This is a genomic window from Actinomadura opuntiae (assembly GCF_030283205.1).
Taxonomy (GTDB): Bacteria; Actinomycetota; Actinomycetes; order Streptosporangiales; family Streptosporangiaceae; genus Spirillospora.
Map to the genome: position 1 here is coordinate 362,505 of NZ_JASNWF010000002.1, position 25,949 is coordinate 388,453.

A 25,949-nucleotide genomic window follows, 5' to 3' on the forward strand; every position below is an offset into this window, starting at 1 on the left:
CATAGTCCCATTCACGATTCCGCCGGTGCGGCCGCCCATTGTTTTGTCCGGGCCGGCTCGGGGAGGCAGGGGGTGGGGTGGGGGTGCGGTGGGGGTTTGGCGGGGATTGTGGGGATTCTGGGGCGGCGGGCGGTGCTCGGGTTGGTCGCGGGCGGGCTTGCCGGGCGGGTCGTCGGCGGGGCGGCGTCGGGCGCGTCGGGCGCTGGGAGGGCTCGCGTTCCGCCGCCGTTCTCCGTGCCGATGGCCGTGCCGGTCGAGGCGCGGCCGGTGCGGTCGACGCGGGACGCCGATCATTACCGGCTCGTCGCGGCACCGGCGGTGGCGGAGATCCTGCCCGGAGTGCGGACGCCGGTGCTGGCCTACAACGGGGCGTTCCCCGGCCCCACCATCCGGGCGCGGGCCGGACGGCGCGTGGTGGTCGAGCATGTGAACCACCTGGGCGAACCGACGACGGTGCACCTGCACGGCGGCGAGGTCTCGCCGGAGGACGACGGCGGGCCGATGGACCTCGTGGAGCCCGGGAGGGGCAGGCGGTACCACTATGCGAACGGGCAGCGCGCGGCGACGCTCTGGTATCACGACCACGCGCACCATCTGGAATCCGAGCACGTGTACCGGGGGCTGGCCGGGGCTTATCTGCTGCATGACGAATGCGAGGTGGGGCTTGGGCTGCCGAGCGGGCGCTTCGACGTGCCGATCGTGCTCAGGGACGCCCGTTTCGGTGATGACGGCTCCCTCGTCTACATTCCCGAGGATTTCCGTGGACGCAATACGATTCTCGTCAACGGACGGCCTCAGCCGTATTTCCGCGTGGCGGCGCGCAAGTACCGGTTCCGGGTGTTGAACGCCGCGAACATGCGTTTCTTCAAGGTCGAGTTGTCGACGGGCGACCACTTCCTGCAGATCGCTACCGATCGCGGCCTTATGCGGGCGCCGCTGACCACGACCTCGGTTCCGTTGTCACCGGGCGAGCGCGCCGACATCGTCGTGGACTTCTCCAGGTATGCGCCTGGCCAGCGCGTCGTGCTGCGTGACGGGTTCTCGACGCGGCCGTCCACGGACGGCATTCTCCGCTTCGACGTGTGCGGACGCGTCCGGGACTGTAGCCGCGTCCCGGAGCGCCTCGCGATCCTGCCCGCGCTGCGCCCGGCCACGGCGGATCGCGAATTCCGGCTTTCCATGGACAAGAAGACCGGCATGGGGTTCATCAATGGCAGGGCCTACGATTCCGGCCGGATCGATTTCACCGTGGAGCGCGGCGCCGTAGAGACGTGGCGGATCGTCAACGAGAACCAGGTGATCCAGCACAATTTCCATGTCCATCTGGCCGATTTCCGGGTGCTGGACCGCAATGGCGGGCCGCCGATGCCGACCGAGGACGGGTTGAAGGACACCGTGATGGTGCGGCCGGGGGAGTCGGTCGGCGTCCGGGTGGCGTTCCACCCCGCGTACACCGGCGACTACATCTACCACTGCCACATCGTCGACCATTCGGCGATGGGAATGATGGGGCAGTTCCGGATCGCCGGGCGGGGTTGAGGCGCGTGCCGCCGGGGCGGGGTTGAGGGGCGCGCCGTCTGCGCCGGGCTGACTACCATGAGGCGGCCAGTGTCAGTGCGCAGGAAGCGAGTCCGAGTGCCGCCGCGTAACCAGAGGACGTCCGGCCAGGCGGGCGGCGCGGCCCGTCCGAAGGGCGCCTACCACGTGGAGGCGCTCGCGAAGGGGCTGCGCATCCTCGGGCTGTTCTCCGAGCAGCGCCCGGCGATGAAGCTGACCGACATCGTCGCCGAGACCGGCCTGCCGATGCCGACGGCGTTCCGGATGGCGTCCACGCTGGCGGGCGAGGGGTTCCTGGAGCAGTTGCCGGACGGCGCGTACCGGCCCGCGCCGAAGGTGCTCACGCTCGGGTTCTCCGCGCTGCGCAGCCTCGACCTGGTGCAGCTCGCGGACGGTCCGCTGCGCCGGCTCGTGGAGGCGACCGGGCAGACGGTGAACCTCGGAGTGCTGTCGGGCGACCAGGTGCTGTACCTGGTCAGGCTGCGCAACAACGACCTGGTGACGGCCAACATCCAGGTCGGGTCGCGGCTGCCGGCCGTCCGGACGTCGATGGGCAAGCTGCTCCTCGCCCACCTGGACGGCGAGGAGCTGGAGCGGGCGCTGACCGGCGCGTCGTTCACCGGTCCCGCCGGCCCGAACGCGGTGGCGTCGCCGGACGAGCTGCGTCCCGCGCTGGCGCAGGCCCGGGAGCGCGGCTGGGCGGTGCAGGACGAGGAGCTCGCCTACGGGCTGCGGTCGGTGGCGGCGCCCGTCCGGGACGCGTCCGGGAAGGTGGTCGCCGCGGTGAACGTGGCGGTGCCCGCGACCGAGGTCTCCACGGAGCGGCTGCTGGAGGAGATCCGGCCGCTCGTGCAGCGCACGTGCGCGGAGATCACGATGCTGCTCGGCGGCCGCTGAGCCCGATCTCCTCGGCGAGCGCGACGAGCGCGGCGAAACGGGCGATCATGCGGGGCCGCCCTTGTGGAAGCGGCCGCCCTGCATGATCACGTCGAGGTTGGCCGGGTCCTGGAGGACGGAGACGTCGCGCGCCGGGTCGCCCTGCACGACGAGCAGGTCGGCCAGGTAGTCCGGCGCGAGCAGGCCCAGCTCGCCGGCCATGTCCATGACCTCGCCGCCCCACTTCGTCGCGGCGACGAGCGCCTCGGCGGGGGTGTAGCCGAACAGGTCCACGAAGAGCTGCAGGTCGCGGGCGTTGCGGCCGATGGGGGTCTGCGGGAAGCCGTAGTCGCCGCCGGGCAGGACGCGGATGCCGCGCCGCCGCATCTCCGGGTAGAGCGCGGTCTGCGCCTCCAGCTGCGCGACCGATCCCATGCGCTCGGCCATGGCCCGGTCGATGCCGAACTCCTCGGCCTCGTGGACGTTCGCCCACATGATCCCGACGGCGGGGGCGGTGAACAGCTCGTCCTTGTGCTCCTCGAGCAGGTCGAGGGCCTCCTCGTCGGCGTACGAGCAGTGGTACACCGACCGGAACCCGTTGCGGACCGCCAGCTTGATCGACTCGGGGTTCTGCGCGTGGCAGTTCAGCCACACGCCCGCCTCCCGCGCGGCGGCGCCCGCCGCCGCGGCCTCCTCGGCGGTGTACTGGGTCTGCATCGAGCCGCCGGCGACGAACACGTCGTCGTTGCTGAGCAGCAGCTTCACCGAGTCGAACCCGAGCGCGGCCTGCTCGGCGATGAAGCGGGCCAGGCCGGTCGGGGTGGTGGCCTCGGCGCCGTGCCGGACGGGGTTGTTGTCGCGCTCGAAGCTGGCGGCGCGCAGCCGCGGCCCCGGCACCTCGCCGGCCGCGATCCGGTCGCGGAGCTGGACCTCGACGTTGCCGGGGGTGAGGGAGCCGGCCGAGTACGCGCTGGTGAAGCCCGCGTCGAGGAGGATCCGGGCGTTGCGCTCGGCGAGCGCGAGGTGCTCCTCGGCCGTGGGCGGGGCGCCGAAGAACGACACGTCGACCGGCGGGTTGAAGCGGGGCTCCAGATGGCCGACGGCCGAGGGGAACGTCAGGTGCGCGTGCCCCTCGACCAGGCCCGGCATGACGGTCGCGCCCGCGCAGTCGATCACGGTCGCGCCCTCGGGCGCGGGGGAGTGGCCCGGACGGACGGCGGCGATCCGGTCGCCGCGCACGACGACCTCGCCGGGGAACGGGTCCCGGCCGGACCCGTCGAACACCGATCCGCCGGTGAACACGATCTCGCCCATCGCGGGCCTCCCCTCGACTTTTAGTGAATGAAAGCGACTTTCTTAGTGTGGTAACGCCAGCGTAATCCAGGTCACGCCCGGACGCCACGGGCGAACTCCAGCGAATCCCGGAAGACGGCGCCGACGTCCGGCGCGTCCCGCCAGATGTGGCCCGCGCCCTCGACCCGCCGGAACTCGACCGGGACGCCCGCCGCGCGCAGCGCCTCCGCCATCCGCTCGCTCTGCGCCATCGGCACCGCGCGGTCGGCGGTCCCGTGCCAGAGCTGGAACGGCGGCGCGCCCGCGTGGACGTGCGCGACCGGGCTGGCCTCGGCGGCGAGCGCGGGCACGCCGCCGACCGCCGACCCGAGCAGCCGCGACTCCCGCGACGACGGATCGCCGGGCTCGGGCATCGCGGACAGGTCGTAGACCCCGTACCAGCCGACCACGGCCGCGATCCCGGGGCCGGTGAGCGCGGCGAGCGCGCCCAGGTGCGCCCCGGCCGACTCGCCCCACGCCACGACCCGCGTCCCGTCGAACCCGTGCTCGCCGCCGTGCTCGCGCAGCCAGCCGACCGCCGCCCGCACGTCCTGGAGCTGCGCGGGATACCGCGCCTCGCCCGACAGCCGGTAGTCCACGGACGCGACCGCGAGCCCCGCCTCGGCGATTCGCTCGAACGGGGACGGCCGCCAATCGGCGAACTCGCGCCCGAAGTCGCGGCGGGTCCCGCGCTGCCAGCCGCCGCCGTGCAGGAACAGCACGACCGGCGCGCCGTCCACGGGAGGCAGGTAGAGGTCGAGGAGCAGCGGCCGGTACCCGACCTCCGCCGCGTACTCGACGCCCTCCAGGACCCGGACGCTCACGGGGCGCTCCCGGCGGCGACGAACCGCTGCGTGATGCGCCCGACCCCCTCCAGCTCGCTGACCAGGACCTCGCCCGGCCGGACGAACCGCTTCGGGGTGCGGGCGTTGCCGACGCCCGGCGGCGTCCCGGTGAAGACCAGGTCGCCGGGGAACAGCCGGCAGACCCGCGACAGCCGGACGAGCAGCTCCGGGACGTCGTAGATCATCGAGGAGGTGCGCGCGCTCTGCACCGTCTCGCCCGCGAGGCTGCACGAGATCGCCAGGTCGGACGGGTCGCCGAACGCGTCCGGGGTGACCAGCCAGGGGCCGGTCGGCCCGAAGTTCGCGTGCGACTTGGCCAGGCTGAACTGCGGCTTCGCGCCCGCGAGCTGCGCGGTCCGCTCGGACAGGTCCTGGCCGAGGGTGATGCCGGCGACGTGGTCCCAGGCGCCGTCGCGGCCGATCCGGTAGGTCTCCCGGGAGATCGCGACGACGGCCTCGACCTCCCAGTCCACGGTGTCGGACGGCAGCTCGACGTCGCAGACGGGCCCGGCGAGGCAGCTCGGGAACTTCGTGAACGTCACCGGCGCCGAGTCCGGCGGGTATCCCGCTTCGGCGGCGTGCTCGGCGTAGTTGATCCCGATCGCGAACACCTGCGCCGGGCGCGGGACGGGCGCCCCGAGGTCCTCGACCGCGAACGGCGTCCCCTGCGCGGCGTCGAGACCCGCGGCCCAGTCGCGGAAGGCGTCCCACTCGGCGAAGACGGCCTGCGGGTCGGCGGCGAACCGCCCGCCGCTCGCCTCCGCGACGTCCACGGCCACCTCGCCGATCACCACGACGAGGCGGCCCTTGAGGTTGGCGATCCTCACCAGTCGACCTTCTCCGGAGCGGGCTCGCCGTGCGCGTCCTGCCAGGACACGACGTGGTTGCGCAGCGTCCCGACGCCCTCGATCTCGGCCTCGACGACGTCGCCGGGGCGCAGGTAGAAGTCGAACGGGTTCGGCTGGACGGCCGCGACGCCCGAGACGGTGCCGGTGGTGATGATGTCGCCGGCGCTGAAGATCTGCGGCGAGTGGTACGCCACCAGGTGCGGGATCGACACGCGCATCTGCTTGGTGTGCCCGGTCTGCCGCACGTCGCCGTTCACCCGCAGCTGCATCGCCAGGTTCTGCATGTCGTCGATCTCGTCGGCCGTGACGATGTACGGGCCGATCGGGCAGAACGTGTCGATCGCCTTGCTGAACGAGAACACGCCCGACTCCATCTCGCGGCGCTGGATGTCGCGCGCGGTGATGTCGTTGAAGACCGTGAACCCGGCGATGTGCTCGACCGCCTCGTCCGGGCCGAAGAACTTGCCGGGCTTGCCGATGATGACGGCCAGCTCCAGCTCGTAGTCCAGCTCCTTGGTGAGGTGCTCGGGGTAGACGATCGGGTCGTCCGGGCCGATGATCGCGTCGACGTTCTGGAAGAACACGATGCCCTTGTGCACCGGGTGCGACCAGTTGACGGCCTGGAGCTCCTCGTGGTGGTCGGCGAAGTTGCCGGCGGTGTGGAAGAACTTCTTCGGCCGGATCGGCGCGCGCAGCCGCACGTCCGCCAGCTTCAGCCGCTCGCCGGTCTCGCCGACCTTCCCGTCCCGCTCGAAGTACGCGCGGGTCGACGGGACGTCCAGCTCGATGACGTCGTCGCCGTCGAGCCGCCCGACCCGGCCCTCGTCAAAGGTGATCAGTTTCATGGGTTCCAGTTTCCTCGGTGAATGGGGGAATCAGCAGGTCAGGGGCGATCCGGGCGGCCGCGCGAGGCGCGCTTCTCGATCGCCGAGAGCGCCGCGTTGACGGCGAGGGCACCGACGCAGACGACCAGGACCATGGCGTCCAGCGCGGCGGCGCCGTGGTTGGTGATCTGGGTGGAGATGAACGTGCCGACGCCGTCCACCGAGATCATCAGCTCCGCCAGCAGCACGCCGAGCAGCGACAGCGCCGCGCCGATCTTCAGCGCGCCGATGATGTCGGGCAGGCAGGCGGGCACCACCAGGAACAGCAGCCGGCGCAGCCGCCCGGCGCCCATGGCGCGGCCGGAGTCCAGCACGGCGGGCTCGACCGCCGCGCCCGCCGTCATCGTCATGAGGATCACCGGGATGATCCCGTGGATGACGCCGAACGCGATCTCCGAGCCGTCGCCGAGGCCGAGCCAGAGCACGAACAGCGGGTACAGCGGCGCCATCGGCAGCGCGTACAGCACCGACACGACGTCGCGTCCGCCGAGGTAGACGTGCTTGTTGAGGCGTCCGAGCAGCAGCCCGATCGCGGGGCCCGCCACCGCGGTGATCGCGAACGCGATCAGGAACCGGTACGTGGTGTACCCGACGAGGGTCAGCGAGTCGCCCTCCAGCACCTTCGGCAGGCCGTCGGCGACGATCCGGCTGGGCGAGGTGAGGTAGTCGCCGCCCGCGTCCGACAGGCGGGTCAGCGCCTCCCAGACCGCGACCAGCGCGGCCACCGTGCCCCAGCGGACGAGCTGGACCGCCGCCGCCTCCCGCGGCCGCGCCGTGCGCCGCGCGGCCGCGGGGGCGGATCCGGTGATGGCCGTCATGTCACTTCGCCGAGACGATCTCGGTGCTGAGGTAGGCGTCCTGCGCCGGCGACGACGTCGCGATGCCGAGCTTCGGCAGCGCCTTGGCGTACCCGGCCATGCCCGCGGCGCTGACGGCGCCGTCCGGGGTGAAGCCGCCGACCAGCGCGTCGTAGGTCTGCTCGGCGATCGGCTTCGGCATGCCGAGCTTGGCGACGGCGAGGTCGACGGTCGGCTGCTTGTTGGCCTTCATCCAGGTGAGCGCCTTGGTGTAGGCGCCGGCGAGCTTCTTCAGGTTCGCCTTGTTGCCCGAGATGGTGGACTTCTTGGCCATCAGCACGGCGAACTGCGAGTTCGGGCCGAGCACATCCGACGCCTTCTGCGCGATCTTGCCCTCGTGCTTGGCCTGGAGCAGGAACCCGAAGTTGACCGGCAGGACGAACCCGTCGACGTCGCCGCGCTTCATCGCCGACATCGTCGCCGCCGGGTCGCCGAGCGGGACCTCCTTGACCTTCTCGAAGTCCACCTTGGAGGCCTCGGCGGTCGCGCGGGTGATGTAGTCGGTGAGCGAGCCGGCCTTGGAGATGCCGAGCTTCTTGCCCGCGATCCCGGAGAAGCCGGTGATGCCGGACTTCTCCGGGACGATCAGCGCCATCGGGCTCTGCCCCATCACCCCGTAGAACGCCTGGGTGTCGAGCTTCTTCGCGGCGCCCGACACCGCGTCCAGCCCGGTCGCGGCGCCGACGTCGATCGACCCGCCGGTCATCGCCTTGGTGAGGTCGGACCCGGCGCTGAAGTCGACGACCTTGACGTCCAGCCCGGCGTCCTTGAAGAACCCCTGCTGGACGGCGACCCGCGCGGGCATCGCGTGCACGAAGTCCTGCGCCTGGACGAGCCCCAGCTTGATCGAGGTGGACGGACCGGACGAGCCGCCACCGCCGCACGCGGTGAGCGCGGCGGCGCACAGCGCCGCGACCGCGGCGATCCTTGCGGTGACCATCATCGGGTGACGCCTTTCTGCAGCATGTGGGTGGTGAGGGAGAACAGGAGGTTGACGGCGACCGTGACCAGGCAGGCGATGACGATCCAGGCGAACAGGCCCGGGCTGTCGAGGCTCTGGCTGGCGGTGCCGAGCTGGTAGCCGATCCCGGCGGCGCCCGCGATGAACTCCGACGCGATCACGGTGACGAGCGCCAGGCCCAGCGACACCCGCATCGCGGCGAGCACCGGGCCGAGCACGGCGGGCAGGACGACGCCGGTCAGCCACTGCGCGCGGGTGGCGCCCATGGTCTGCGCGGCGGTGATGAGCCGCCCGTCGACGGTCGCGGTGGCGCGGGCCGCCGCGATCGCGATGGGGAAAAACGCGTAGAGCGTGCCGAGCGCGATCTTGGAGTGCGAGCCGACCCCGAGCGTCGCCGCCAGCACCGGGTACAGGATCACCAGCGGCAGCGCGTTCAGGCCGGTCAGGACGGGCTCGTACGCGCGGCGCAGCAGCCGCGACGAGCCGACGAGCACGCCGACCGGCAGCGCGACCACGGCCGCGATCCCGAACGCGATCGCCGTCTCCTCCAGCGTGGTGCCGACCGGCTCCAGCAGCTTCGACGGCTCCGCGGCCAGGTCGGAGAGCGCCCGCCACACGTCGCCGATCGGCGGCAGCAGCAGCGGCTCGACCGCCCCGGTCCCGGCGAGCAGCGCCCACAGCGCCAGGACGAACGCGACCGTCCCCGCGTAGACGAGCACGCGGCGCGGCGCGATCACCGCACGTCTCCGGGGTCGTCCTCCAGCAGCAGCGCCGACAGCCGGTCGGTGAGCGCGTGGAACTCCGGCGTGCGCAGCACCTGCGGCTCGCGCGGCCGCGGCAGCGGGACCTCGATGACCTCCTTGATGGTCGCCGGGCGCGGCGTCATCACGATGATCCGGTCCGACAGGTACGCCGCCTCCGACAGGCTGTGCGTCACGAACAGCACCGTCTTGCCGTGCTCCTCCAGCAGCGTGACGAGCTGCTCGCCGATCTTCAGCCGGGACAGCTCGTCCAGTGCGGCGAACGGCTCGTCCAGCAGCAGGATCGACGCGTCCGACACCAGCGCCCGCGCGATCGCGACCCGCTGCCGCATCCCGCCCGACAGCTGGTGCGGGAACCGGTGCGGGACGTCGCCGAGCCCGACCGCGCGCAGCGCGTCCATCGCCCGCGCCCGCCGCTCGGCGCGGCCGACCCCGGCGAACTGCAGCGCGACCTCCACGTTGCGGACGGCGCTGCGCCACGGGTACAGCGCGAGGTCCTGGAAGACGAACGCCACGTCGCGCGGGCGGGGGCCGTCGACCGGCGTCCCGTCCACCAGCAGCTCCCCGGACACCGGCACGAGCAGGCCGCCCACCGCGCGCAGCGCCGAGCTCTTCCCGCACCCGGACGGCCCGATCAGGCTGACGAACTCGCCCGGCCGCACGTCGAACGTCAGCTCCGTCGCCGCCGTCGTGTCGCCGTAGGCGAGGGTGAGGTCCCGGGCGGCCACCCTCGGCCGCTCCGTCTCCCGAACCGCCGCAGCTTCCCGGACGTTCCCGGCCACGGCGCTCTCCTCGCGCTGCCCCGCCACGGCCCTACGCCCCGACCATGTTGAACCCGCCGTCGGCGAGCATGTAGGCGCCCGTGATGTGCGAGGCGTCCTCCGTCGCCAGGAACAGCGCGGTGCCCGCGACGACCTCGGGCGGCGGGATCTGGCCCAGCGGGGTCTGCGCGATCAGCTTCTCGCGGCGGCCCGACTTCCAGTCCTCGCGCTCCAGCGTCGCGCCGGTCTCCATGAAGCCGGGCGCGAACGTGTTGACGCGGACGGCCGGCGCGAACGCCGCCGCGTACGACTTGGTGATGCCGAGCAGCCCGTACTTGGCGGCGGCGTACTGCGGGGCGCGGGCGCTGCCGCGCACCACCACGGTGGAGCCGATGTTCACGATCGAGCCGTGGCCCTGCTCCAGCATCCGGGAGCCGAACTCGTGCGTCATCAGCAGCGTGCCCTTGACGTCCACGTCGATGACGCGGTCCAGGGACTCCTGCGTCAGCTCGCGCCACGACATCTGCTCGGTCGCGACGTCGCCGACGTTGTTGACCAGCACGTCGAGCTCGCCGGCGAGCTGGAACACCTCGTCGGCCAGGGCGCGGATCGCGTCCCACGAGCCGATGTCGGCCTGCACGACGAACGCCTCGGCGCCCGCCTCGCGGACCCGCTCCGCGGTGCGCTCGGCGCCCTGCTTGGAGGAGTTGTAGTGCACCCCGACGCGGGCGCCCTCCTGAGCGGCGCGCACGGCGATCTCGGCGCCGAACCCGGTGCCGGCCCCGGTCACCAGCACCGTCTTCCCCTCGAACCGCGGGAAGATCTTCTGAGCCATGTCGTTCTCCCTTGTCATGTCATTTGTGGGGGACGACCCCCACACCCCCGGCAACTGTCGTTTGTGGGGGACGACCCCCACACCCCCGGCAAATGCATTTAGACGAGCGTGCGTCCGCCGTCGACGTACATGACATGACCCGTCATGAACGCCGCGTGCGGTGAGGACAGGAACAGGATGGGGCCCACGACCTCCGCGGGCGTGCCGAGCCGGCCCGCCGGGACGAGCCGCACCAGGCCCTCGCGGACGCCCGGCTGCTCCAGGTAGGCGGCGGTCAGCGGCGTCTCGACGTAGCCGGGCGCGACCGCGTTCACGGTCACGCCGTGCCGGGCCCACTCGGCGGCCATGACCCGCATCATCTGGTTCATCCCGCCCTTGGACGCGGCGTACGGCCCGTGCTTCTGGTGCGCCAGGTGCCCCGACACCGAGGACAGGAAGACGATCCGCCCGTGGCCCGCCTCCACCATGTGCCGCCCGGCGGCCTGCGCGGCGCCGAACGCGGAGGACAGGTTGGTGCGCAGGATCCGGTCCCAGTCGTCCTCGGTGAACTCCAGCACCGGGCGCCGGTCGTTGATCCCGACGCAGTGCAGCAGGACGTCGAGGCCGCCCATCGTCTGGACGGCCTGCTCGACGACCGCGCCGCCCGCGCCCTTCTCGGTGAGGTCGGCGGCGATGGTGTGCGGCTTGGTCCCGTCGGGGCCCGGCTCCAGCGCGGCGAGCCGGCCGGCGTCCCGGTCGACCGCGGTGACGACCGCGCCGGCGTCGAGGTAGCCGCGGGCGCACTCGGCGCCGATCCCGCCCGCGCCGAGCACCAGCACCCGGGCGCCGTGCAGGCCCAGCCACGCGGTGCCGGTGCCCGGCGCCGGTTGAGTCGTCCCGTCTGCCACTTGCGGTTCCTCGCCTTCCCCAGCTAGCTTTCACTGTATGAAAGCTACTTTCACTAAGCACGAGTATGGTGTGACGCCGGTCATGGCGTCAAGGCGGGCCCCCGGCGGCGGGCCGTGACCCCCGAGGCCCCCGGGGCCGCGGGTACCGAGCCCGACCGCTCGCGCTACCACATCGCCGCGCTCGCCAAGGGGCTGCAGGTGCTGGGCCTGTTCGACGGCGCGACGCTGTCCCTGCGCACCAGCGAGATCTCCGCGCTGACCGGCATCCCGATGCCCACCGCGTTCCGGATCGTCTGCACCCTCGAAGACCTCGGCTACCTGGAGCGGCGGCACGACGGCACGGTCCAGCCCGGCGTCAAGGTGCTCACCCTCGGCTCGGCGGCGATGCGCGGCTCCGGCCTGGTGCAGCTCAGCGACCGCCCGCTGCGGCTGCTCGCCGACGCCACCGGCGAGACCGTCAACCTCGGCGTCCTGGTCGAGGACCGCGTCCTGTACCTCGCGCGGCTGCGCAACGCCGACCTGGTCACCGCGAACGTCCACGTCGGCTCGACGCTGCCCGCGCCCTACACGTCCATGGGCAAGCTCCTGCTCGCCCACCTCCCGCCGGACGAGCTGGACCGCCGCATCACCGGCGCCTCGTTCGCGCCCGGCGCCGGACCGAACGCCGTCACCGGCATGGACGGACTCCGCGCGCAGCTGGAGGAGATCCGCCGCGACGGGTACGCCGTCCAGGACCAGGAGCTCGCCCAGGGCCTGCGGTCGGTGTCGGTCCCGGTGTTCGGCTCCGGCGCCGTCCCCGTGGCCGCGGTGAACGTCGCCGTGTCCGCGCTGCGCCGTCCGTTGGACGACCTGCGCGGGGACATCCTCGACCGGCTCCGCGCCACGGCCGCCGACATCACCACCAGATTGAGGACCCGATGACGACCGACCCGACGACCCGCCAGTACGCCTTCACGCCCGGCGAACTCGACGGCGAGCGCCTCGCGCTGTACCGCTCCATCACCGAGGGCCCGCGCGCCAAGGGCCCGCGCCTGTTCGACCTGGTCTCGGACGAGGGCGTCTTGCAGGGGCCGTTCAACGAGTTTCTGCTCCGCCCCGCGCTCGGCGACGCCCTGCAACGGGTCGGCGCGGCCGTCCGGTACCAGGGCGCGCTCAGCGGCCGGTCCCGCGAGATGGCGATCCTCGTCGTCGCCGCCCACTGGGACAGCGCGTTCGAGCGCACCGCTCACGAAGCCGTCGGACGGGCCGCCGGGCTCACCGAGGCGGAGCTGTCCGCGATCGCCGCCGGGAACCCGCTGGACCTCGGCGACCCCGTCGAGGCGGCCGTCCTGCGCCTTTCCCGGGCCCTCGTCGCCGGCGACGTGGACGACGAGACCTGGGCCGCCTGTGTCCCGCCGCTGGACCGGGAGACCGTCTTCGAGCTCACCACCCTCGTCGGCTACTACGCGACCCTCGCCCTCCAGATGCGCGTCTTCCGCGTCTGAGATCGGGCCGTCGCGCACACTGGACCTCCACGCGGGCGCGACGGAAGGACACCGATGCGAGCAGCCGGCGGGCGCCGATGACCACCCGGGACCGCGGCGCCGCGCTGTCGCCGTGGCGGTTCATCGTCGTGTTCGGCGTCGTCTCCCTGCTCATGGACTTCGTGTACGAGGGGGCGCGGTCGATCACCGGGCCGCTGCTGGCCTCGCTCGGCGCGTCGGCGACGGTGGTCGGCCTCGTCACCGGGGCGGGCGAGGCCGCCGCGCTCGGCCTGCGGCTGGTGTCCGGCCCGCTCGCCGACCGCACCCGCCGGTTCTGGACGCTGACCATCGCCGGGTACGCCCTGACGGCCGTGTCCGTGCCCGTGCTCGGCCTGACCGGCGTGCTGTGGGTCGCGTGCGCGCTGGTGATCGCCGAGCGGGTCGGCAAGGCCGTCCGGTCCCCGGCTAAGGACACCCTGCTCTCGCACGCCACCGCCACCACCGGACGGGGCCGCGGGTTCGCCGTGCACGAGGCGATGGACCAGATCGGCGCGCTGGTCGGCCCGCTGACGGTGGCGGGTGTGCTCGCGGTCACCGCCGGCTACGGCCCCGCGCTGGGCGTGCTGGCCGTCCCCGGCGCCGCCGCCCTGGCCCTGCTGTTCTGGCTCCGCGCGCGGGTGCCGGATCCGGCGGAGTACGAGCCCGCGCCACGGGACGAGGAAGCCGTGCCGCGCGGCGAGGAAGCCGGGCCTGCGCTGCCGCGCGCCTTCTTCGTGTACGCGGCGTTCACGGCCGTCACCATGACCGGGTTCGCGACGTTCGGGGTGCTGTCGTTCCACCTCGTCCACCGGCACCTCATGCCCGCCGAGCTCGTGCCGGTGCTGTACGCCGGGGCGATGGCCGCCGACGCCGTCTCCGCGCTCGCCACCGGCTGGCTCTACGACCGCGTCGGCCCGCGCGCGCTCGCCGCCCTGCCCGTGCTCTCCGCGATCGTCCCCGCCCTGGCGTTCACCGACTCGGTGGCGCCGGCCGTCGTGGGCGCCCTGGTCTGGGGCGCGGCCGTCGGGATCCAGGAGTCCACGTTGCGCGCGGTCGTTGCCGACCTGGTCCCGTCGCGGCGCCGGGCCACCGCCTACGGGATCTTCGCCGGCGTCCTCGGGGTCGCGGCGCTGGCGGGCGGCGCGCTCACCGGCGCCCTCTACGACCGGTCGGTCACCGCGCTGGTCGCCGTGGTCGCCGCGATCCAGGTGGCCGCGCTCGTCCTGCTCGCCGTCCTGCGCGGGCGGGCCGCGCGGCGATGAGTACCCCTCCCGCCTGCGGGAAGGACCTGCGCGAGCGAGCCCCGGCCGGGGGCCGCCGCTGACGGTCGCGCCGAGCGGAAAGGACCTGCCATGCCGTCAGATCCCGACCCGCCGCCCCGGGACGACCCCGGGACGGGCGAGCACCCGGCGGGGCCCGGCACCGATCCCATGGTCGTCGTCGACCGGCTGCACGTCACCTACCGGGTGCTCGGCGCCGAGGCCGGCGCCGGATCCTCCCGCGCCGCGCGGCTGCTGCGGCGTAGCCGGCCGCGGCCGCGCGAGGTGCACGCCCTCCGCGGCGTCTCGTTCGTCCTGCGCCGGGGCGAGTCGGTCGGCGTGGTCGGCTCCAACGGCTCCGGCAAGACGACCCTGCTGCGCAGCATCGCCGGGCTGCTGCCGAGCGACCGCGGCCAGGTGTTCACCTGCGGGCAGCCCGTCCTGCTCGGCGTGAACGCCGCGCTGATGAACGACCTCACCGGCGAGCGCAACATCGTCCTCGGCTGCCTGGCGATGGGCATGCCGCTGCGCGAGGTCCGCGAGAAGTACGACGACGTCGTGGAGTTCTCCGGGCTCGGCAAGTTCGTCGACATGCCGATGAAGACGTACTCGACCGGCATGGCGCAGCGGCTCCGGTTCGCCATCGCCACCGCGCAGACCAGCGAGATCCTGATGATCGACGAGGCGCTCGCCACCGGCGACGCCCGGTTCCGGCGGCGCAGCGAGGACCGGCTGAAGCAGCTGCGCGACCAGGCCGCCACGGTCGTCCTGGTCAGCCACAGCCTCGGCACCGTCGAGGAGACCTGCGACCGGGCGATCTGGCTCGACCACGGCCGCGTCCGCATGGACGGCCCCGCCCCGGACGTCATCGCCGCCTACCGCGACGAGCACGACTGACCTGCTCAGACCAGGTAGACGACCAGCAGGGTCAGCCAGAGGACGGCGAGCCACCCGTCCGTCGCGGCCCGGAGCCAACGGGGCGCGTTGCGGACCTCCATGAAGTAACGGATGATCAGCCGGCATTTGACGAGGCCGAGCACGACGATGGCGGCGACGAGCTCGTTGCCCAGCGTCGTCGCGGTCTGGGATTCGCCGGGGGTGAGAAGCCAGGCGAGGACGGTCGCGGCCGTCAGGGCGGCCCAGGCGACGAAGACGGTCCGCTTGTCCTTCCTCAGGAGCCGGTCGGCGGGTGCGGTCACGCGGGTCACCTCATCAGGTAGAGGAGGGCGAAGATGACGACCCACAGCAGGTCGACCATGTGCCAGAACAGGACGCTCTGCTCGACGATCGTCGGCCGTCGCCTGCGGGGGTCGCGCAGCTCGCGGACCGCGACGCCCAGGACGAGCAGGCCGAGCGCCAGGTGGACGAGGTGGACGCCCGTGAGGACGAAGTAGAAGCTGAAGAACTCGTCATGGATCGTGCGGCCGTGGCTGATCTCGACGTGCCACTCGTAGACCTTGATCAGGGCGAAGACCACGCCGCACGCGCCAGTGGCCAGGAGCAGCCGCTGGGCGTGCCGCAGCGCCCCTTCCCGGACGGCGAGCACGGCGAGGGCGGCGAACAGGGAACTGGTGAGCAGGACGACGGTGTTGATGACGCCGATGTCGACGTTCAGGTGCCGCTGGGAGGCGGTGAACTCGTCGGTCGACATGGCGCGGAAGACCATGTAGGTGACGAAGTAGCAGCCGAAGAAGAACAGATCGCCCAGGACCATCACCCACATGTCGACATCGCCGGGCAGGCGCCGTCCACGGGCCGGAGGGCGGGTTCGCGTCGTGGTGCCGGGAGCGGTCATCGGGTGCCCTCCGCCTCGTAGAGGGCGGGGGTGCGCACGGTCTCGCGTCCGGCGGCCTTGCGGAGGAGGACCAGCAAGCAGGCGATCCACAGGCCGAAGATGACGATGGCGATGTAGAGGGTGATCACGCCGTTCCAGGCGAAGGCGCCGGAATGGTGGAGCCACATCTGGCTGGCCAGGATCTCGGTGACGATCTGCCAGACGGTGACGTAGGCGAACCACTTGGGGAAGATGCGGTTGCGGTCGTAGAAGACGGCGATGGCCAGAACGGTGTAGGCGGCCGTGAAACAGCCGAGAGACCCGTTGTACGACAGCATGCCGAGGTCGTAGAGCAGGTACAGGGTGTCGGGAGAGCGGTCGGGCCGGAACGTCGCGGTGAGCCAACAGACCAGCAGCACCTGGAATCCCGGGACGGCGCCCACCCCCATGGTGGCGATGTAGGCGTAGGCGAGCATCCTGCCGGACGACATCCGCTTCATGAAGTAGCCGATGATGCCGTTGGAGATCGCGGCGCCTCCGGCGATCACCAGGAGGAACACGAAGCCGATCTGGATGCCCAGGTGGTGCTTGTCGAACCAGGCCGCGGCCAGCAGGCCGGTGACGTCGGGACGGGGCGGCGGGGTGGCCCGCCCCAGCAGGCATATCCCGACCGACAGGGCGGTGTAGAAGACGGTGAACGCCCAGTAGACGAGCCAGACCTCCCGCTTGCCCGCCCGCTTCGGCTTCGCGGACTCACCGGCCCCCTCTTCGGTGGGGGCGGCGTCGGTGTCCGTCATGACGGAAGCCCGTCCTGCTCGGCCTGGTGCCGCAGGGCGGCGCGCAGGACGAAGAACATCACCACGGCGAAGAGCGCGAAGGCGCCGTTGCGCAGCCAGAACGACACCAGCCCGTCCCAGGCCAGGGGACCGTCGCGGTACACCGCCGCCCCCGCCGAGGGCGCCATGGCCAGCGCGGTCAGCAGCGCGTAGTGCCCCACCCAGCGCGGGAAGACCGGGCTCCGGCGGTCGTCGGCGTAGACGGCCAGGGCCAGCAGCACGAACTGGGCCACCAGCATGCCGATCGGCGCGATGAAGAAGATCCAGGCCAGGTCGTTGAGCACCTGGATCAGGTCATCGCCCCGGTCGGGCCGGAAGGCGGCCACGGCGAAGAGGACGTCCGACAGCGCGAACAGGGTCGCCCCGGCCACGACGGCGGTGAGGTAGGAGAAGGCGTAGATGTGGCTCTCGCTGCGCATCCGCTGCATCTGCACCATGATCAGAACGAAGAACGGGACGATCAGGATGCCGAACAGGTTGAAGCCGACCATGCTGAGCTGGATCAGCGCGGTGTGGTCCCGGTAGAACGCCCCGACCTCGGCGGCGCTCATGTCCGGCGACATGGGCGGGAAGAAGCCCGGGAAGGCGGCGAACAGCACCAGCAGGACGAGCGCGAGCACGGGCGCGGACCACAGGATCACCTGCTGGGCCCGCAGAGCCGAGAAGGCCGACTCCTCTTTCGCGGTGAGGACCTGCATACGCTTCCTCTCCCTCTTCAGCTGGAAAGCAGGTTCTCCTCATGCGGAAGACGGCCTGCCGTAGCTGGAGCATGCCCCCCTTCCTGACGGTAGTCAATAATCTCGATGCGGTAAGGTCCCCTGCCATGGCGCACGTTCCCCCCGACCCGAAAGATGACCACGGTCAGGGAAGGGCCGTTCCGGTGCGCGCGCGTTCCCATGCCAGCCGGGACGCGATCGTCCAGGGGGCGCTGGCCCTGTGGCGCACCAAGGGCTTCGCCGGGACGACCGTCACCGACATCTGCAAGGCCGCCGGCGTCTCCAAGGCGCTGTTCTACGTGTACTTCGCCCGCAAGGAAGACGTGCTCACGGAGATCGAGGTGTTCACCATGCGCGACGCGCACCTCGCCGCCCGGGCCGTCGCGTCCCGCCCCTACACGCTCGCCGACCTGATCGAAGCCGTCATCGAGGTGCTGGAGCGCAACATGCGCCGCTACCCGCCTGAGCTGGTCTTCGAGACCGTCATCGAGACCTACCGCACCGAGCGGCGCGCCCTGGCCGGCGGCGCCACCGACGCCGACCTCGCCTTCCTCTTCCTCGAGCCCTTCCGGCAGGCGCACCGCGACGGCAAGCTCCCGGCGGACGCGGACGTCGCGCGGACCGCGCGCATCGCCCAGCTGCTCGTCGCCGACGGCATCAGGGACTGGGCCGCCGCCGGCTTCACCGCCCACCCCCTGGCCGGGCCGCTCGCCCGAGAGATCAGCACCCTGCTCAACGGCCGCTGACTCCTCCCGCTGGCGATCCAGGCGCGATACCCCGCGCCTGGATCGCCTGGCAGGGGTCAGCCCTCGATGCGGTGCTGGGACCAGAAGGAGGTGAGGTCGGTCGACGTGGCCGCCTGCGCGGCCTTCTTGAACTCGGCGGTGGTGGAGATGCCGTACCAGTGGCTCTTGGCGTACGTCTTGAGGAGGTTCGCCATGGCGGAGTCACCGATCAGGCGTTGCAGGTCGTGCAGGGCGCACTTGCCGTAGTTGTAGACGACGGTGGAGTAGCGCGACGAGTGCGCGTCCCAGTACGCCATCGAGTTGGTGATCTTCTCTTCGGACGAGGCCCAGGAGACGCTGTTCCAGCAGCCCGCGCCGCTGACGCCCCGGTACAGGTCGGTGGCGTAGTCGGCGAACGCCTCGTCCAGCCAGGGGTGGTTGTACTCGTCGTCGCCGACGATCCCGTACCACCACTGGTGCGCCAGCTCGTGCGGCAGCGCCACGTCGCTGACCAGGTCGAGCACGAAACCGGGGTACTCCATGCCGCCGAACCAGAAGTTGTTGTCGAGGATCGCGTCGACCTCGCCGTACGGGTAGTCGCCGAAGCGGCCGGAGTGGGCGTCGATCGCGTCGGTGGCCAGCGACAGCATCTGCTGGGCGCTGGACTGGCTGATGCCGCTCACCCAGTACATGTTCACCTTGACGCCCTTCGGCGAGGTGGCGGAGATCTTGGAGAACGGGCCGGCGCCCCAGGCGAACTCGCGGACGTGGGTCGCGGTCGCGGTGGTGACCGTCCGGCCGGACGAGCCGGGGGTGTCGACCGAGGTGCCGGTCGCCGGCACCGACAGCGAGCTGGGGTGGTCGAGCGTCACCTTGTAGTCGCCCGCCAGCCCGTAGAACGACTCGCCGTTGTTGGTGTACGGGTCGAGGTGCCAGCCGTCGCCGTCGTGGACGGCCAGGACCGGCAGCGCGTTGCCGAGGAAGTTGTACGGCCCGTCGTGCCCGAACCGGTCGGCGCCGGACGGCACCGCGATGCCCAGGTCGAACGCGATGGTCGCGCTCTGCCCCTGCGGCAGCGGGCTCGGCAGCGTCACCTTCATCGCGGTGCAGTCGACCGTGAGGGACGAGGCGGAGCCGCCGGTCACGTTGCTGACGGTGATCGGGGTGGACGGGCAGCTGCCGTGGGCGTTGTCCCACAGCCGCAGGTAGACCTCCGACAGCGGAGCCGAGTCGGTGTTGGTGAAGGCGACCGATTCGCGGCCCTGCCAGTTGGCACCGGACGAGTCGCTGGTCAGGTTGACGGTGTAGGACTGCGAGTCGGGCGTGCGGGTGCCGTCGCCGGTGGGCGGCGGCGTGCCGCCGCCGGAGACGTCGAGGGCGACGTCGTCCAGGACGAAGCTGGTCTGGGCGCCGGAGTCCTCCGTCCCGGAGAAGGAGAGCGCGACGGTCTTGCCCGCGTACGCGGACGCGTCGAAGCTCTTCTTCACGTAGCCGGAGCCGGCGTCGAGGTTGGAGTAGGTGGCGACGGTGTCGCCGCCCATCTTCACGGTGAGCTTGTCGTAGGCGGTGCCGGGCGACTCGTCGGTGTCGACGTGCAGGTAGAACGACAGGGTCGCCTTGCAGCCGGCGGGCAGCGTCACCGACTGGGACGCGGTGTCGGTGTGGGACGAGCCGTAGCCGTCCAGCCAGGCGAAATGCGTGCCGGAGTGGGCGCTCTCGCCGTTGCCGTTGGCGGACACGACGCCGGACGTGGTCGTCCAGGGCGACGTGCCGCTCTCGAACCCGCCGTTCGAGACGACCTGGGCCGAAGGGCAGTCGGTCGTGGTGGTGGCCTGCGCGGGCATGGTGGTGGCCTGCGCGGGCGCGGTGGTGGCCTGCGCGGGCGCGACGGCCGCGGCGAGGCCGGCCGCCGCGGCCGCCACGGCGGTGGCGGCGGCCAGGAGTCTGCTGGTCATGGTGCTCCTTGCTCATGGCTGTCGCCGGTCCCCCAGCGGTGGGGACCGGCGACAGAGCGGGGGTAGGGGTTAGCGCGTCAGCCGGCGTTCAGGGCCACGTCGTCGATGACGAAGCTGGTCTGGAGGTACTGGTCCTCCGTGCCGGAGAAGGAGAGCGTGATGGTCTTGCCCGCGTAGGCGGACAGGTCGATGCTCTTCTGCGCGTAACCGGAGTTGGCGTTGAGGTTGGAGTAGGTGGCGACGGTGGCGCTGCCCGCCTTGACGGTGAGCGTGTCGTAGGCGGTGCCGGGCGACTCGTCGGTGTCGATGTGCAGGTAGAACGTCAGCGTCGCCTTGCAGTTGGCCGGGATCGTCACCGACTGGGTGGCCGAGTCGGTGTGCGACTGCCCGTAGCCGTTGAGCCAGGCGAAGTGCGTCCCGGAGTGGGCGCTTTCACCGTTGCCGTTGGCGGACACGACGCCGGACGTGGTGGTCCAGGGCGTGGTGCCGTTCTCGAACCCGCCGTTGCCCACCTTGTCGCCGGGCGCGGAGCAGCCGCCGCCACCGGGCGGGTTGACCGTCCAGTTGAAGGTGGCCGTGCCGGTCTGGCCGGAGGTGTTCTTGGCGGTGACCGTGACGGTGCTGGTGCCCGCGGTGGTCGGGGTGCCGGAGATCAGGCCGCTGCTCGCGTTGATCGACAGCCCGGCCGGCAGCCCGGTCGCGCTGTAGGACAGCGTCTGCCCGTTGGGGTCGGTGGCCCTGATCTGCAGGCTCACCGGCTGGCCGACGGTGCTGGTCTGGTCACCGGGGCTGGTGACCGAGGGCCCGTTGCCCTGGCCGGGGCAGGTGCCCGGGACGGGGTCGGAGCCGGTGACGCTGACCGCCGCCCACGCGGCGTTGATCGTGTTGTACTCGGTGCAGTGCGTGCCGTACAGGTCGGCCGCGGCCTTCAGCGAGTCGGTGCGCGCCTGCGCGTAGTTCTCGTTGCTGTTGGCGTAGGACGCCAGGGCCTTGTACCAGATCTTGCCGGCCTTGTCGTTGCCGATGCCCGTCACCGTGGAGCTGTTGCAGGTCGGGCTGTTGCCGTAGCCGTGGTCGCCGCTGCCGACGGCGGCGAGGAAGAACCAGTGCGCGAGCGGGCCGAGCGAGTAGTGCGGGTCGAGGCTGCCGTTGCTGCTGCTGTAGCAGTCGGGCGAGTTGCCGTCGAGCGACGGGTGGTACATCCAGCGCAGCGGCTGGTTGTCGCCGTTGATGTTGATCAGCTCGCCCATGGTGTAGTCGGGCTTGTCGTTCGGGTTGTTGGCGTAGAACTCCACCAGCGTCCCGAAGATGTCGCTGGTGCCCTCGTTCATGCCGCCGGTCTCGCCGTTCTCCTCCCAGCCGACGAGGGCGCCGCTGACGCCGTGGCTCATCTCGTGGCCGGCGACGTCGAGCTCGACCAGCGGGCGGGCGTTGTTCTGGCCGTCGCCGTAGGTCATCTGGGTGCCGTCCCAGAACGCGTTGACGTAGGCGTTGCCGTAGTGGGTGCGGGACGGGACGCCGCGCCCGTCGCCGAAGATGCCGCTGCGGCCCTGGACGTTCTTGTAGTAGTCGTAGGTCATCGCGGCGCCGTAGTGGGCGTCGACGCCGGCGGAGGCGGGGTCGCTGTTGGAGCCGTTGCCGAACGTTCCGGTGGAGTTGCTGAAGATGGTGCCGGTGCCGGACGTGGCGTGGTTGAGGTTGGTGGTGTACCCGTTGCCGTGCGACGGGTCCTTCATCTGCCACGTGCTGCCGGACTGCGTCAGGTCGATGTTGACCGTCCCGACGTAGATGCCGTGGCCGGTGCCGGTCGTGAGCGCGGCCTTCGGCGCGGCCGGTGCGGCGGCCCGGGCGCCGGCGGGGGCGATGGTGTCGATCTCGTCGCTGCTCTGGACGACCCGGCCCTTGCGGGCGTCGACCATGACGTGCAGCTTGCTGGGCGTCTGGTCGGCCTTCACGCCGGACACGACGGTCTCCCAGACCAGCGTGGCCGACCGGCCCTCCATCCTGATCGCGAGCTTGGGCGCCGAGACGGCCGACACCGTGCCCTTGAGCTGCTTGCGGGCGAGCGCGGCCGCGTCACGGGAGCCGACGGCGGGCGTGGTGCGGATCGCGCCGGAGGTCTGGGACGCGGTCTCCAGCGCCTCGTAGGAGCCGTTCGGCTTGAGGTGGACGATGAGGTCCCCGCCGTAGACGGGGAGGCCCTTGTAGGTCCGGTCGAAGCGGACGTCGGCCGCGCCGTCGCGGCTGACGGCGACCGTCCGGACCTTGAACTTCTGCCCGCTGGCGCGGTGCGCGCGCTTGCCGTGGGCGTCCAGGGCCTTCTCGGCGTTCTTGACGGCCTTGTCGCGGGTGGGCGGTGCGGGGTTCAGCGTGAAGTCGGCCTTGGAGAAGGCGTCGGGGCCGGCGGGCTGGGCCTTCGGCTTGGGCGCGGCCTGCGGGGTCGCCGCGGCCTGCGGTGCGATCGCGACGCCGGTGAGGGCGATCAGCGCGGCCGCCGATGAGGCGATCGCGATGGTCCGTTGGGACATGGGGGTGGTCGTCCTTTCACCACTGAAGCGGGTATCCCGTGGTGACGGGGGTGGACGTCCGGACGCCGCCGGCCCATGCTCCCTTTCGTGCGATTTCCGTTAAGCCGGGCATCGCGGACAAGCGCGAGTCTGTGGACAAGTGAGGGTTTGCAGAAGCCTCACGGCGAATGCATAGGGATATCCCTATGCGCGGCGCACGGTGCCGGAGCGGACCCGCAACGGACGGGGAGGCCGCAGGTCAGCGGCCGGACACCGCGACCCGCGCGACGTCCACCCGGGAGCGGACGCCCAGCTTGCGGAACGTCCGGGTGAGGGCGGCCTCGACGGTCTTCACGCTGAGGAAGAGCCGGGACGCGATCTCCCGGTTGGTCGCGCCCTCGGCGACCAGGACGGCCACCTTGCGCTCGATGTCGGTGAGGACGGCCAGCGGGTCGGCGCCGGCGGGCCGCCGCACGGACTCGCCGCGGCCGGGGCCGCCCGGGTCGTGGCGGCGCGGCTCGTCGAGCGCGCGCAGCTCGTCCTGGACCCGGCTCAGCCAGGGCCGGGCCTCCGCCCGCGCGAAGATCGTGCGGGCGCGCAGCAGGTCGGCGCGCGCCTCGCCCGCCCCGCCCATGCGGGCGCGCAGCACCCCGAGCTCCAGCCAGGCGCGGCCCTCCTCCAGCCGGTACGGCAGCGCCTGCAACTGCCCGGCCGCGCGGACGAGCCCGTCCAGCGCCGCGCCGTGGTCGCCCTCGGCCGCGCGGACCAGCGCGGACGAGCGCTCCAGCACCGCCAGCACGCTGCGCCGGCCCAGCCGGGACGCCTGCGCCCGCGCCTCGGCCAGCACGTCCGCCGCCTCCCGCGTGCGGCCGACGCGGGCGAGGGCGTCGGCGAGGTCGGCGTGCCAGCGGCGCACCGCCGGATCGCCCAGCCCCTGCCCGGTCTCCATCCGCCGGACCCGCTCCAGGATCCGCACCGCCGCGGCGGCGTCGCCGAACCGCAGCCGCACCTGCGCCTCGGCGTGCAGCGCGCGCGGCAGGAACAGCAGGTCGCCGTCGCCCTCGCTGTGCTGGAGCGCCTGCTCCGCCGCGGCCAGCGCCCGGTCGAGGTCGCCGCCGGCGGCCTCGGCCAGCGCCAGCGCGTACCAGGACGGGCCCTGGCTCAGCCCGCAGTCCTCGGCGAGGTCCAGGCTCTGCCGGGCCAGGTTGAGCGCCTGCCGGCAGCGGCCCCGGTGGATCTCCACCTGGCTCATGCAGAACTGGCTGAGGCACAGGCTCTCCACCACGCCGCGCTGGCGGACGCCGTAGATCAGCGTGCGCAGCTCGGCGCGCGCCTCCTCCAGCCGGTCGTGCAGCAGGTGGTGCCGGTGCTTGAGGTAGATGGGCCCGTTGTGGTGCCACATCACCTGCGGCTCCTGCGGGTCGGCCAGCGCGCGGCGCAGCGTCCGCTCCGCCTCGGGGCGGCCGAGGAAGAACTCGATGTTCGCCTGCTTGGTCAGCGCGAGCAGCTCGGTCACCCGGTCGCCGGCGACGGCGGCCAGCTCGGCGGAGCGGCGGGCGTGCTCCAGCGCGGCCTCCGCCGAGCCCAGCACCATCCACGCCCGCCAGCTCAGCCGGTAGTGCAGCGGCGCGAGCAGCGCCGGCTCGCCTTGCGCGTCCTCCATCGCCCGGGGGAAGACCTCCTCCACCTCGGCGAGCGCCTGGCCGGAGGAGTCCATCACGACCATCCACGCGTGCACCCGGTCCGCCGGCCGAGCGGTGGTCTCCAGGACGAGATGGGCCAGCCGCCGGGCCAGCGCGTAGTCGCCCGCCGCGACGGCGTCCTCGGCGGCGCGCAGCCGCCGGCCGACCTCGGCGTCCCGCTCCGACTCCGGGGTGTGCTCGGCGGCCAGCTCGCCGAGGTGCGCCGCGGTGGACATCCCGCCGCGGCGGCGCGCGACGGCGGCGGCGTCCTCCAGCGTCCCGGCGATCCGCCGGTCCCGCCCGGACGTCAGCTTCGCCAGGTGCAGCGCCCGCTCCACCGGGTCGCGGACTGCATGCGACAGCGCCGCGTGCGCCGCCTTCCGCTCGACGGCCTCCGCCTCGGCGTAGATGACGGCCGACAGCAGGGGATGGGTGAACCGGATCTGGCCGTCCGCGGCCACGTCCACGATGCCCTGCCGCTCGGCCTCGGCGAGGTCGGCGCCGCCGGCCCGGCGCAGCAGCTCCACCGACGGCCGGCTCGCCGCGCTCGCCATCAGCAGCGCCTCGCGGGTGCCGCGGGGCAGCGCGCTCACCCGCTTCTGGATCAGCACCGACAGGCTCTGCGGGATCGGCAGCGCGCCGCCCGGCGCCCCACCGCCCTCCAGCGCGCCGCTCTCCACGACGCTGCGCGCGAGCTCCACGGCGAAGAACGGGTTGCCGCCCGACACCCGGTGGATCCGGGCGAGCTGCGCGCGTGGCCAGGACCGGCCGAACCGGTCGGCGAGCAGGGCCGCGAGCTCGGCCGCCGACATCGGCGGCACCTTCACCGTCAGCACCGGCTTCGGGCACAGCCCGGCCGCGTCCCGCCACTGCCCGCCGGTCCCGCGCGGGTCGCCGAACGACGCCCGGACGGAGGCGACCATCCGCAGCGGCGGCACGAGCCGCCCGGCCCGCCGGGCGACGAACGCGAGCAGCTCCCCGGTCGGCTGGTCCAGCCACTGCGCGTCGTCGACCAGGACGAGGCCGGGCCGGTCCGCGCACAGCAGCCGCAGCGTGTGCAGCACGCCGAGCCGCAGGCACAGCAGGTCGCGCTCGCCGATCGGGACGTCGTGCAGCAGCAGCGCGGAGCGCAGGGCGCGGCGCTCGGGCTCGGGCAGCCGGTCGACGACCTCGTCGGCGCCCTGCGCGACCAGGTCGATGAGCCCGAGGAACGGCAGGTGCCGCTCGGTCTCGGCGGGGCAGCAGGCGAACACCCGGTGCCCGGCCGCGGCGTACTCGTCGGCGAGCGCCGACACGAGCGTGGACTTGCCGATCCCGGTCGGGCCGACCAGCAGCGCGCCGCCGCCCCCGGCCAGATGGCCGCGCACCTGGTCCAGCACGCCCGCCCGGCTCGGCGCCGCGGTGCCGCGGACGCGCCGGAGCCTTTCCCCGTCTGTTGCCGGAGGAGGCGCCGGCGGGACGATGCCCGCCGCGTTTCCGCCGGTCGGCCGGATCGCATGCTCCATCGCGTGGCCTCCGCACCGCCTGGGTCGGCGTGTGAACCCGTCGCGGACGGTAACCCTCTCCGCAACCGGAGTCAAGATCCCGGT

24 protein-coding genes are annotated in these 25,949 nt (G+C 72.4%); 7 read left to right on the forward strand and 17 right to left on the reverse strand.

From position 1 onward, the window contains the following. Positions 1–96 precede the first annotated feature (96 nt). Together QP089_RS05165 and QP089_RS05170 are read left to right on the forward strand one after the other, a co-directional pair. Positions 97–1,539, forward strand: a complete 1,443-nt coding sequence (locus QP089_RS05165) for a multicopper oxidase family protein (RefSeq protein ID WP_285910130.1) — start codon at positions 97–99, stop codon at positions 1,537–1,539. Positions 1,540–1,635: 96 nt separating this feature from the next. Then, positions 1,636–2,454 carry an IclR family transcriptional regulator gene (locus tag QP089_RS05170; protein ID WP_285910131.1) on the forward strand — a complete coding sequence of 273 codons (819 nt, stop codon included), beginning with the start codon at positions 1,636–1,638 and terminating at the stop codon, positions 2,452–2,454. Between the two features lie 45 nt (positions 2,455–2,499). Here the strand turns inward: QP089_RS05170 and QP089_RS05175 are convergent, their stop codons facing one another. The 10 genes from QP089_RS05175 to QP089_RS05220 all read right to left on the reverse strand — a co-directional run bounded on the left by QP089_RS05175 (position 2,500) and on the right by QP089_RS05220 (position 11,404). After that, positions 2,500–3,747: an amidohydrolase family protein gene (locus QP089_RS05175; RefSeq protein ID WP_285910133.1), complete on the reverse strand. Its 1,248-nt coding sequence runs from the start codon at positions 3,745–3,747 to the stop codon at positions 2,500–2,502. A gap of 71 nt (positions 3,748–3,818) precedes the next feature. After that, on the reverse strand, positions 3,819–4,589 hold the full coding sequence (locus QP089_RS05180; protein WP_285910134.1) for an alpha/beta hydrolase: 771 nt from the start codon (positions 4,587–4,589) through the stop codon (positions 3,819–3,821). Then, complete coding sequence (locus tag QP089_RS05185; RefSeq protein ID WP_285910136.1) at positions 4,586–5,437, reverse strand: fumarylacetoacetate hydrolase family protein; 852 nt, start codon at positions 5,435–5,437, stop codon at positions 4,586–4,588. Before QP089_RS05185 ends, QP089_RS05180 begins: the two co-directional genes overlap by 4 nt. Beyond that, positions 5,434–6,303, reverse strand: a complete 870-nt coding sequence (locus tag QP089_RS05190; protein ID WP_285910137.1) for a fumarylacetoacetate hydrolase family protein — start codon at positions 6,301–6,303, stop codon at positions 5,434–5,436. Before QP089_RS05190 ends, QP089_RS05185 begins: the two co-directional genes overlap by 4 nt. 38 nt (positions 6,304–6,341) lie before the next feature. Next, a complete protein-coding gene (locus tag QP089_RS05195; protein WP_285910138.1) occupies positions 6,342–7,160 on the reverse strand; it encodes an ABC transporter permease in 819 nt (272 codons plus the stop codon). A gap of 1 nt (position 7,161) precedes the next feature. Continuing rightward, positions 7,162–8,142, reverse strand: coding sequence for an ABC transporter substrate-binding protein (locus QP089_RS05200; protein ID WP_285910140.1), 981 nt, complete (start codon positions 8,140–8,142; stop codon positions 7,162–7,164). Then, on the reverse strand, positions 8,139–8,897 hold the full coding sequence (locus QP089_RS05205; RefSeq protein ID WP_285910142.1) for an ABC transporter permease: 759 nt from the start codon (positions 8,895–8,897) through the stop codon (positions 8,139–8,141). Before QP089_RS05205 ends, QP089_RS05200 begins: the two co-directional genes overlap by 4 nt. Continuing rightward, positions 8,894–9,649, reverse strand: coding sequence for an ABC transporter ATP-binding protein (locus QP089_RS05210; protein WP_285910144.1), 756 nt, complete (start codon positions 9,647–9,649; stop codon positions 8,894–8,896). The genes QP089_RS05205 and QP089_RS05210 overlap by 4 nt, the downstream gene beginning before the upstream one ends. An 85-nt stretch (positions 9,650–9,734) precedes the next feature. Next, positions 9,735–10,517: an SDR family NAD(P)-dependent oxidoreductase gene (locus QP089_RS05215; protein WP_285910145.1), complete on the reverse strand. Its 783-nt coding sequence runs from the start codon at positions 10,515–10,517 to the stop codon at positions 9,735–9,737. A 98-nt stretch (positions 10,518–10,615) separates the two neighbouring features. Beyond that, a complete protein-coding gene (locus tag QP089_RS05220; protein ID WP_285910146.1) occupies positions 10,616–11,404 on the reverse strand; it encodes an SDR family NAD(P)-dependent oxidoreductase in 789 nt (262 codons plus the stop codon). A gap of 114 nt (positions 11,405–11,518) precedes the next feature. On the opposite strand from QP089_RS05220, the gene QP089_RS05225 reads away from it, so the two are divergent. From QP089_RS05225 to QP089_RS05240, 4 genes are all read left to right on the forward strand, one after another. Further along, the gene (locus tag QP089_RS05225; RefSeq protein ID WP_285910147.1) at positions 11,519–12,325 is read left to right on the forward strand and encodes an IclR family transcriptional regulator; all 807 of its coding nucleotides are present in this window, start codon (positions 11,519–11,521) and stop codon (positions 12,323–12,325) included. Then, a complete protein-coding gene (locus tag QP089_RS05230) occupies positions 12,322–12,888 on the forward strand; it encodes a carboxymuconolactone decarboxylase family protein (protein ID WP_285910148.1) in 567 nt (188 codons plus the stop codon). The genes QP089_RS05225 and QP089_RS05230 overlap by 4 nt, the downstream gene beginning before the upstream one ends. A 77-nt stretch (positions 12,889–12,965) precedes the next feature. After that, positions 12,966–14,168 (forward strand): MFS transporter, encoded by a 1,203-nt coding sequence (locus QP089_RS05235; RefSeq protein WP_285910149.1) that lies wholly within the window; start codon positions 12,966–12,968, stop codon positions 14,166–14,168. Positions 14,169–14,258: 90 nt separating this feature from the next. Beyond that, on the forward strand, positions 14,259–15,062 hold the full coding sequence (locus tag QP089_RS05240; RefSeq protein ID WP_446474004.1) for an ABC transporter ATP-binding protein: 804 nt from the start codon (positions 14,259–14,261) through the stop codon (positions 15,060–15,062). A gap of 5 nt (positions 15,063–15,067) precedes the next feature. On the opposite strand, the gene QP089_RS05245 is transcribed toward QP089_RS05240, so the two are convergent. From QP089_RS05245 to QP089_RS05260, 4 genes are read right to left on the reverse strand one after another with little or no spacing between them, the layout of a single operon-like run. Further along, positions 15,068–15,364, reverse strand: a complete 297-nt coding sequence (locus QP089_RS05245) for a cytochrome C oxidase subunit IV family protein (protein ID WP_285910150.1) — start codon at positions 15,362–15,364, stop codon at positions 15,068–15,070. A 5-nt stretch (positions 15,365–15,369) separates the two neighbouring features. Further along, positions 15,370–15,960 (reverse strand): cytochrome c oxidase subunit 3, encoded by a 591-nt coding sequence (locus QP089_RS05250; RefSeq protein ID WP_285910151.1) that lies wholly within the window; start codon positions 15,958–15,960, stop codon positions 15,370–15,372. After that, entirely contained in the window at positions 15,957–16,736 is a 780-nt protein-coding gene (locus QP089_RS05255) for a hypothetical protein (protein ID WP_285910152.1), read from the reverse strand. The genes QP089_RS05250 and QP089_RS05255 overlap by 4 nt, the downstream gene beginning before the upstream one ends. Beyond that, on the reverse strand, positions 16,733–17,473 hold the full coding sequence (locus QP089_RS05260; RefSeq protein ID WP_285910153.1) for a hypothetical protein: 741 nt from the start codon (positions 17,471–17,473) through the stop codon (positions 16,733–16,735). Before QP089_RS05260 ends, QP089_RS05255 begins: the two co-directional genes overlap by 4 nt. A 182-nt stretch (positions 17,474–17,655) precedes the next feature. On the opposite strand from QP089_RS05260, the gene QP089_RS05265 reads away from it, so the two are divergent. Further along, positions 17,656–18,237, forward strand: coding sequence for a TetR/AcrR family transcriptional regulator (locus tag QP089_RS05265; protein WP_285910154.1), 582 nt, complete (start codon positions 17,656–17,658; stop codon positions 18,235–18,237). A 56-nt stretch (positions 18,238–18,293) separates the two neighbouring features. Here QP089_RS05265 and QP089_RS05270 read toward each other — a convergent pair whose 3' ends face one another. The 3 genes from QP089_RS05270 to QP089_RS05280 all read right to left on the reverse strand — a co-directional run bounded on the left by QP089_RS05270 (position 18,294) and on the right by QP089_RS05280 (position 25,865). After that, complete coding sequence (locus QP089_RS05270; RefSeq protein WP_285910155.1) at positions 18,294–20,171, reverse strand: M1 family aminopeptidase; 1,878 nt, start codon at positions 20,169–20,171, stop codon at positions 18,294–18,296. 77 nt (positions 20,172–20,248) lie between these two features. Beyond that, entirely contained in the window at positions 20,249–22,699 is a 2,451-nt protein-coding gene (locus tag QP089_RS05275) for a M4 family metallopeptidase (RefSeq protein ID WP_285910156.1), read from the reverse strand. Between the two features lie 238 nt (positions 22,700–22,937). Continuing rightward, positions 22,938–25,865 carry an AAA family ATPase gene (locus QP089_RS05280; RefSeq protein WP_285910157.1) on the reverse strand — a complete coding sequence of 976 codons (2,928 nt, stop codon included), beginning with the start codon at positions 25,863–25,865 and terminating at the stop codon, positions 22,938–22,940. Positions 25,866–25,949 lie beyond the last annotated feature (84 nt).

Bases quoted from the DNA above. Each gene is read 5' to 3' on its own strand.
- QP089_RS05195 (WP_285910138.1), bottom strand. From the start codon at position 7,160: ATGACGGCCATCACCGGATCCGCCCCCGCGGCCGCGCGGCGCACGGCG.
- QP089_RS05270 (WP_285910155.1), bottom strand. From the start codon at position 20,171: ATGACCAGCAGACTCCTGGCCGCCGCCACCGCCGTGGCGGCCGCGGCG.
- QP089_RS05280 (WP_285910157.1), bottom strand. From the start codon at position 25,865: ATGGAGCATGCGATCCGGCCGACCGGCGGAAACGCGGCGGGCATCGTC.
- QP089_RS05230 (WP_285910148.1), top strand. From the start codon at position 12,322: ATGACGACCGACCCGACGACCCGCCAGTACGCCTTCACGCCCGGCGAA.
- QP089_RS05200 (WP_285910140.1), bottom strand. From the start codon at position 8,142: ATGATGGTCACCGCAAGGATCGCCGCGGTCGCGGCGCTGTGCGCCGCC.
- QP089_RS05275 (WP_285910156.1), bottom strand. From the start codon at position 22,699: ATGTCCCAACGGACCATCGCGATCGCCTCATCGGCGGCCGCGCTGATC.
- QP089_RS05250 (WP_285910151.1), bottom strand. From the start codon at position 15,960: ATGACCGCTCCCGGCACCACGACGCGAACCCGCCCTCCGGCCCGTGGA.
- QP089_RS05190 (WP_285910137.1), bottom strand. From the start codon at position 6,303: ATGAAACTGATCACCTTTGACGAGGGCCGGGTCGGGCGGCTCGACGGC.
- QP089_RS05175 (WP_285910133.1), bottom strand. From the start codon at position 3,747: ATGGGCGAGATCGTGTTCACCGGCGGATCGGTGTTCGACGGGTCCGGC.
- QP089_RS05240 (WP_446474004.1), top strand. From the start codon at position 14,259: ATGCCGTCAGATCCCGACCCGCCGCCCCGGGACGACCCCGGGACGGGC.
- QP089_RS05260 (WP_285910153.1), bottom strand. From the start codon at position 17,473: ATGCAGGTCCTCACCGCGAAAGAGGAGTCGGCCTTCTCGGCTCTGCGG.
- QP089_RS05255 (WP_285910152.1), bottom strand. From the start codon at position 16,736: ATGACGGACACCGACGCCGCCCCCACCGAAGAGGGGGCCGGTGAGTCC.
- QP089_RS05215 (WP_285910145.1), bottom strand. From the start codon at position 10,517: ATGGCTCAGAAGATCTTCCCGCGGTTCGAGGGGAAGACGGTGCTGGTG.
- QP089_RS05235 (WP_285910149.1), top strand. From the start codon at position 12,966: ATGACCACCCGGGACCGCGGCGCCGCGCTGTCGCCGTGGCGGTTCATC.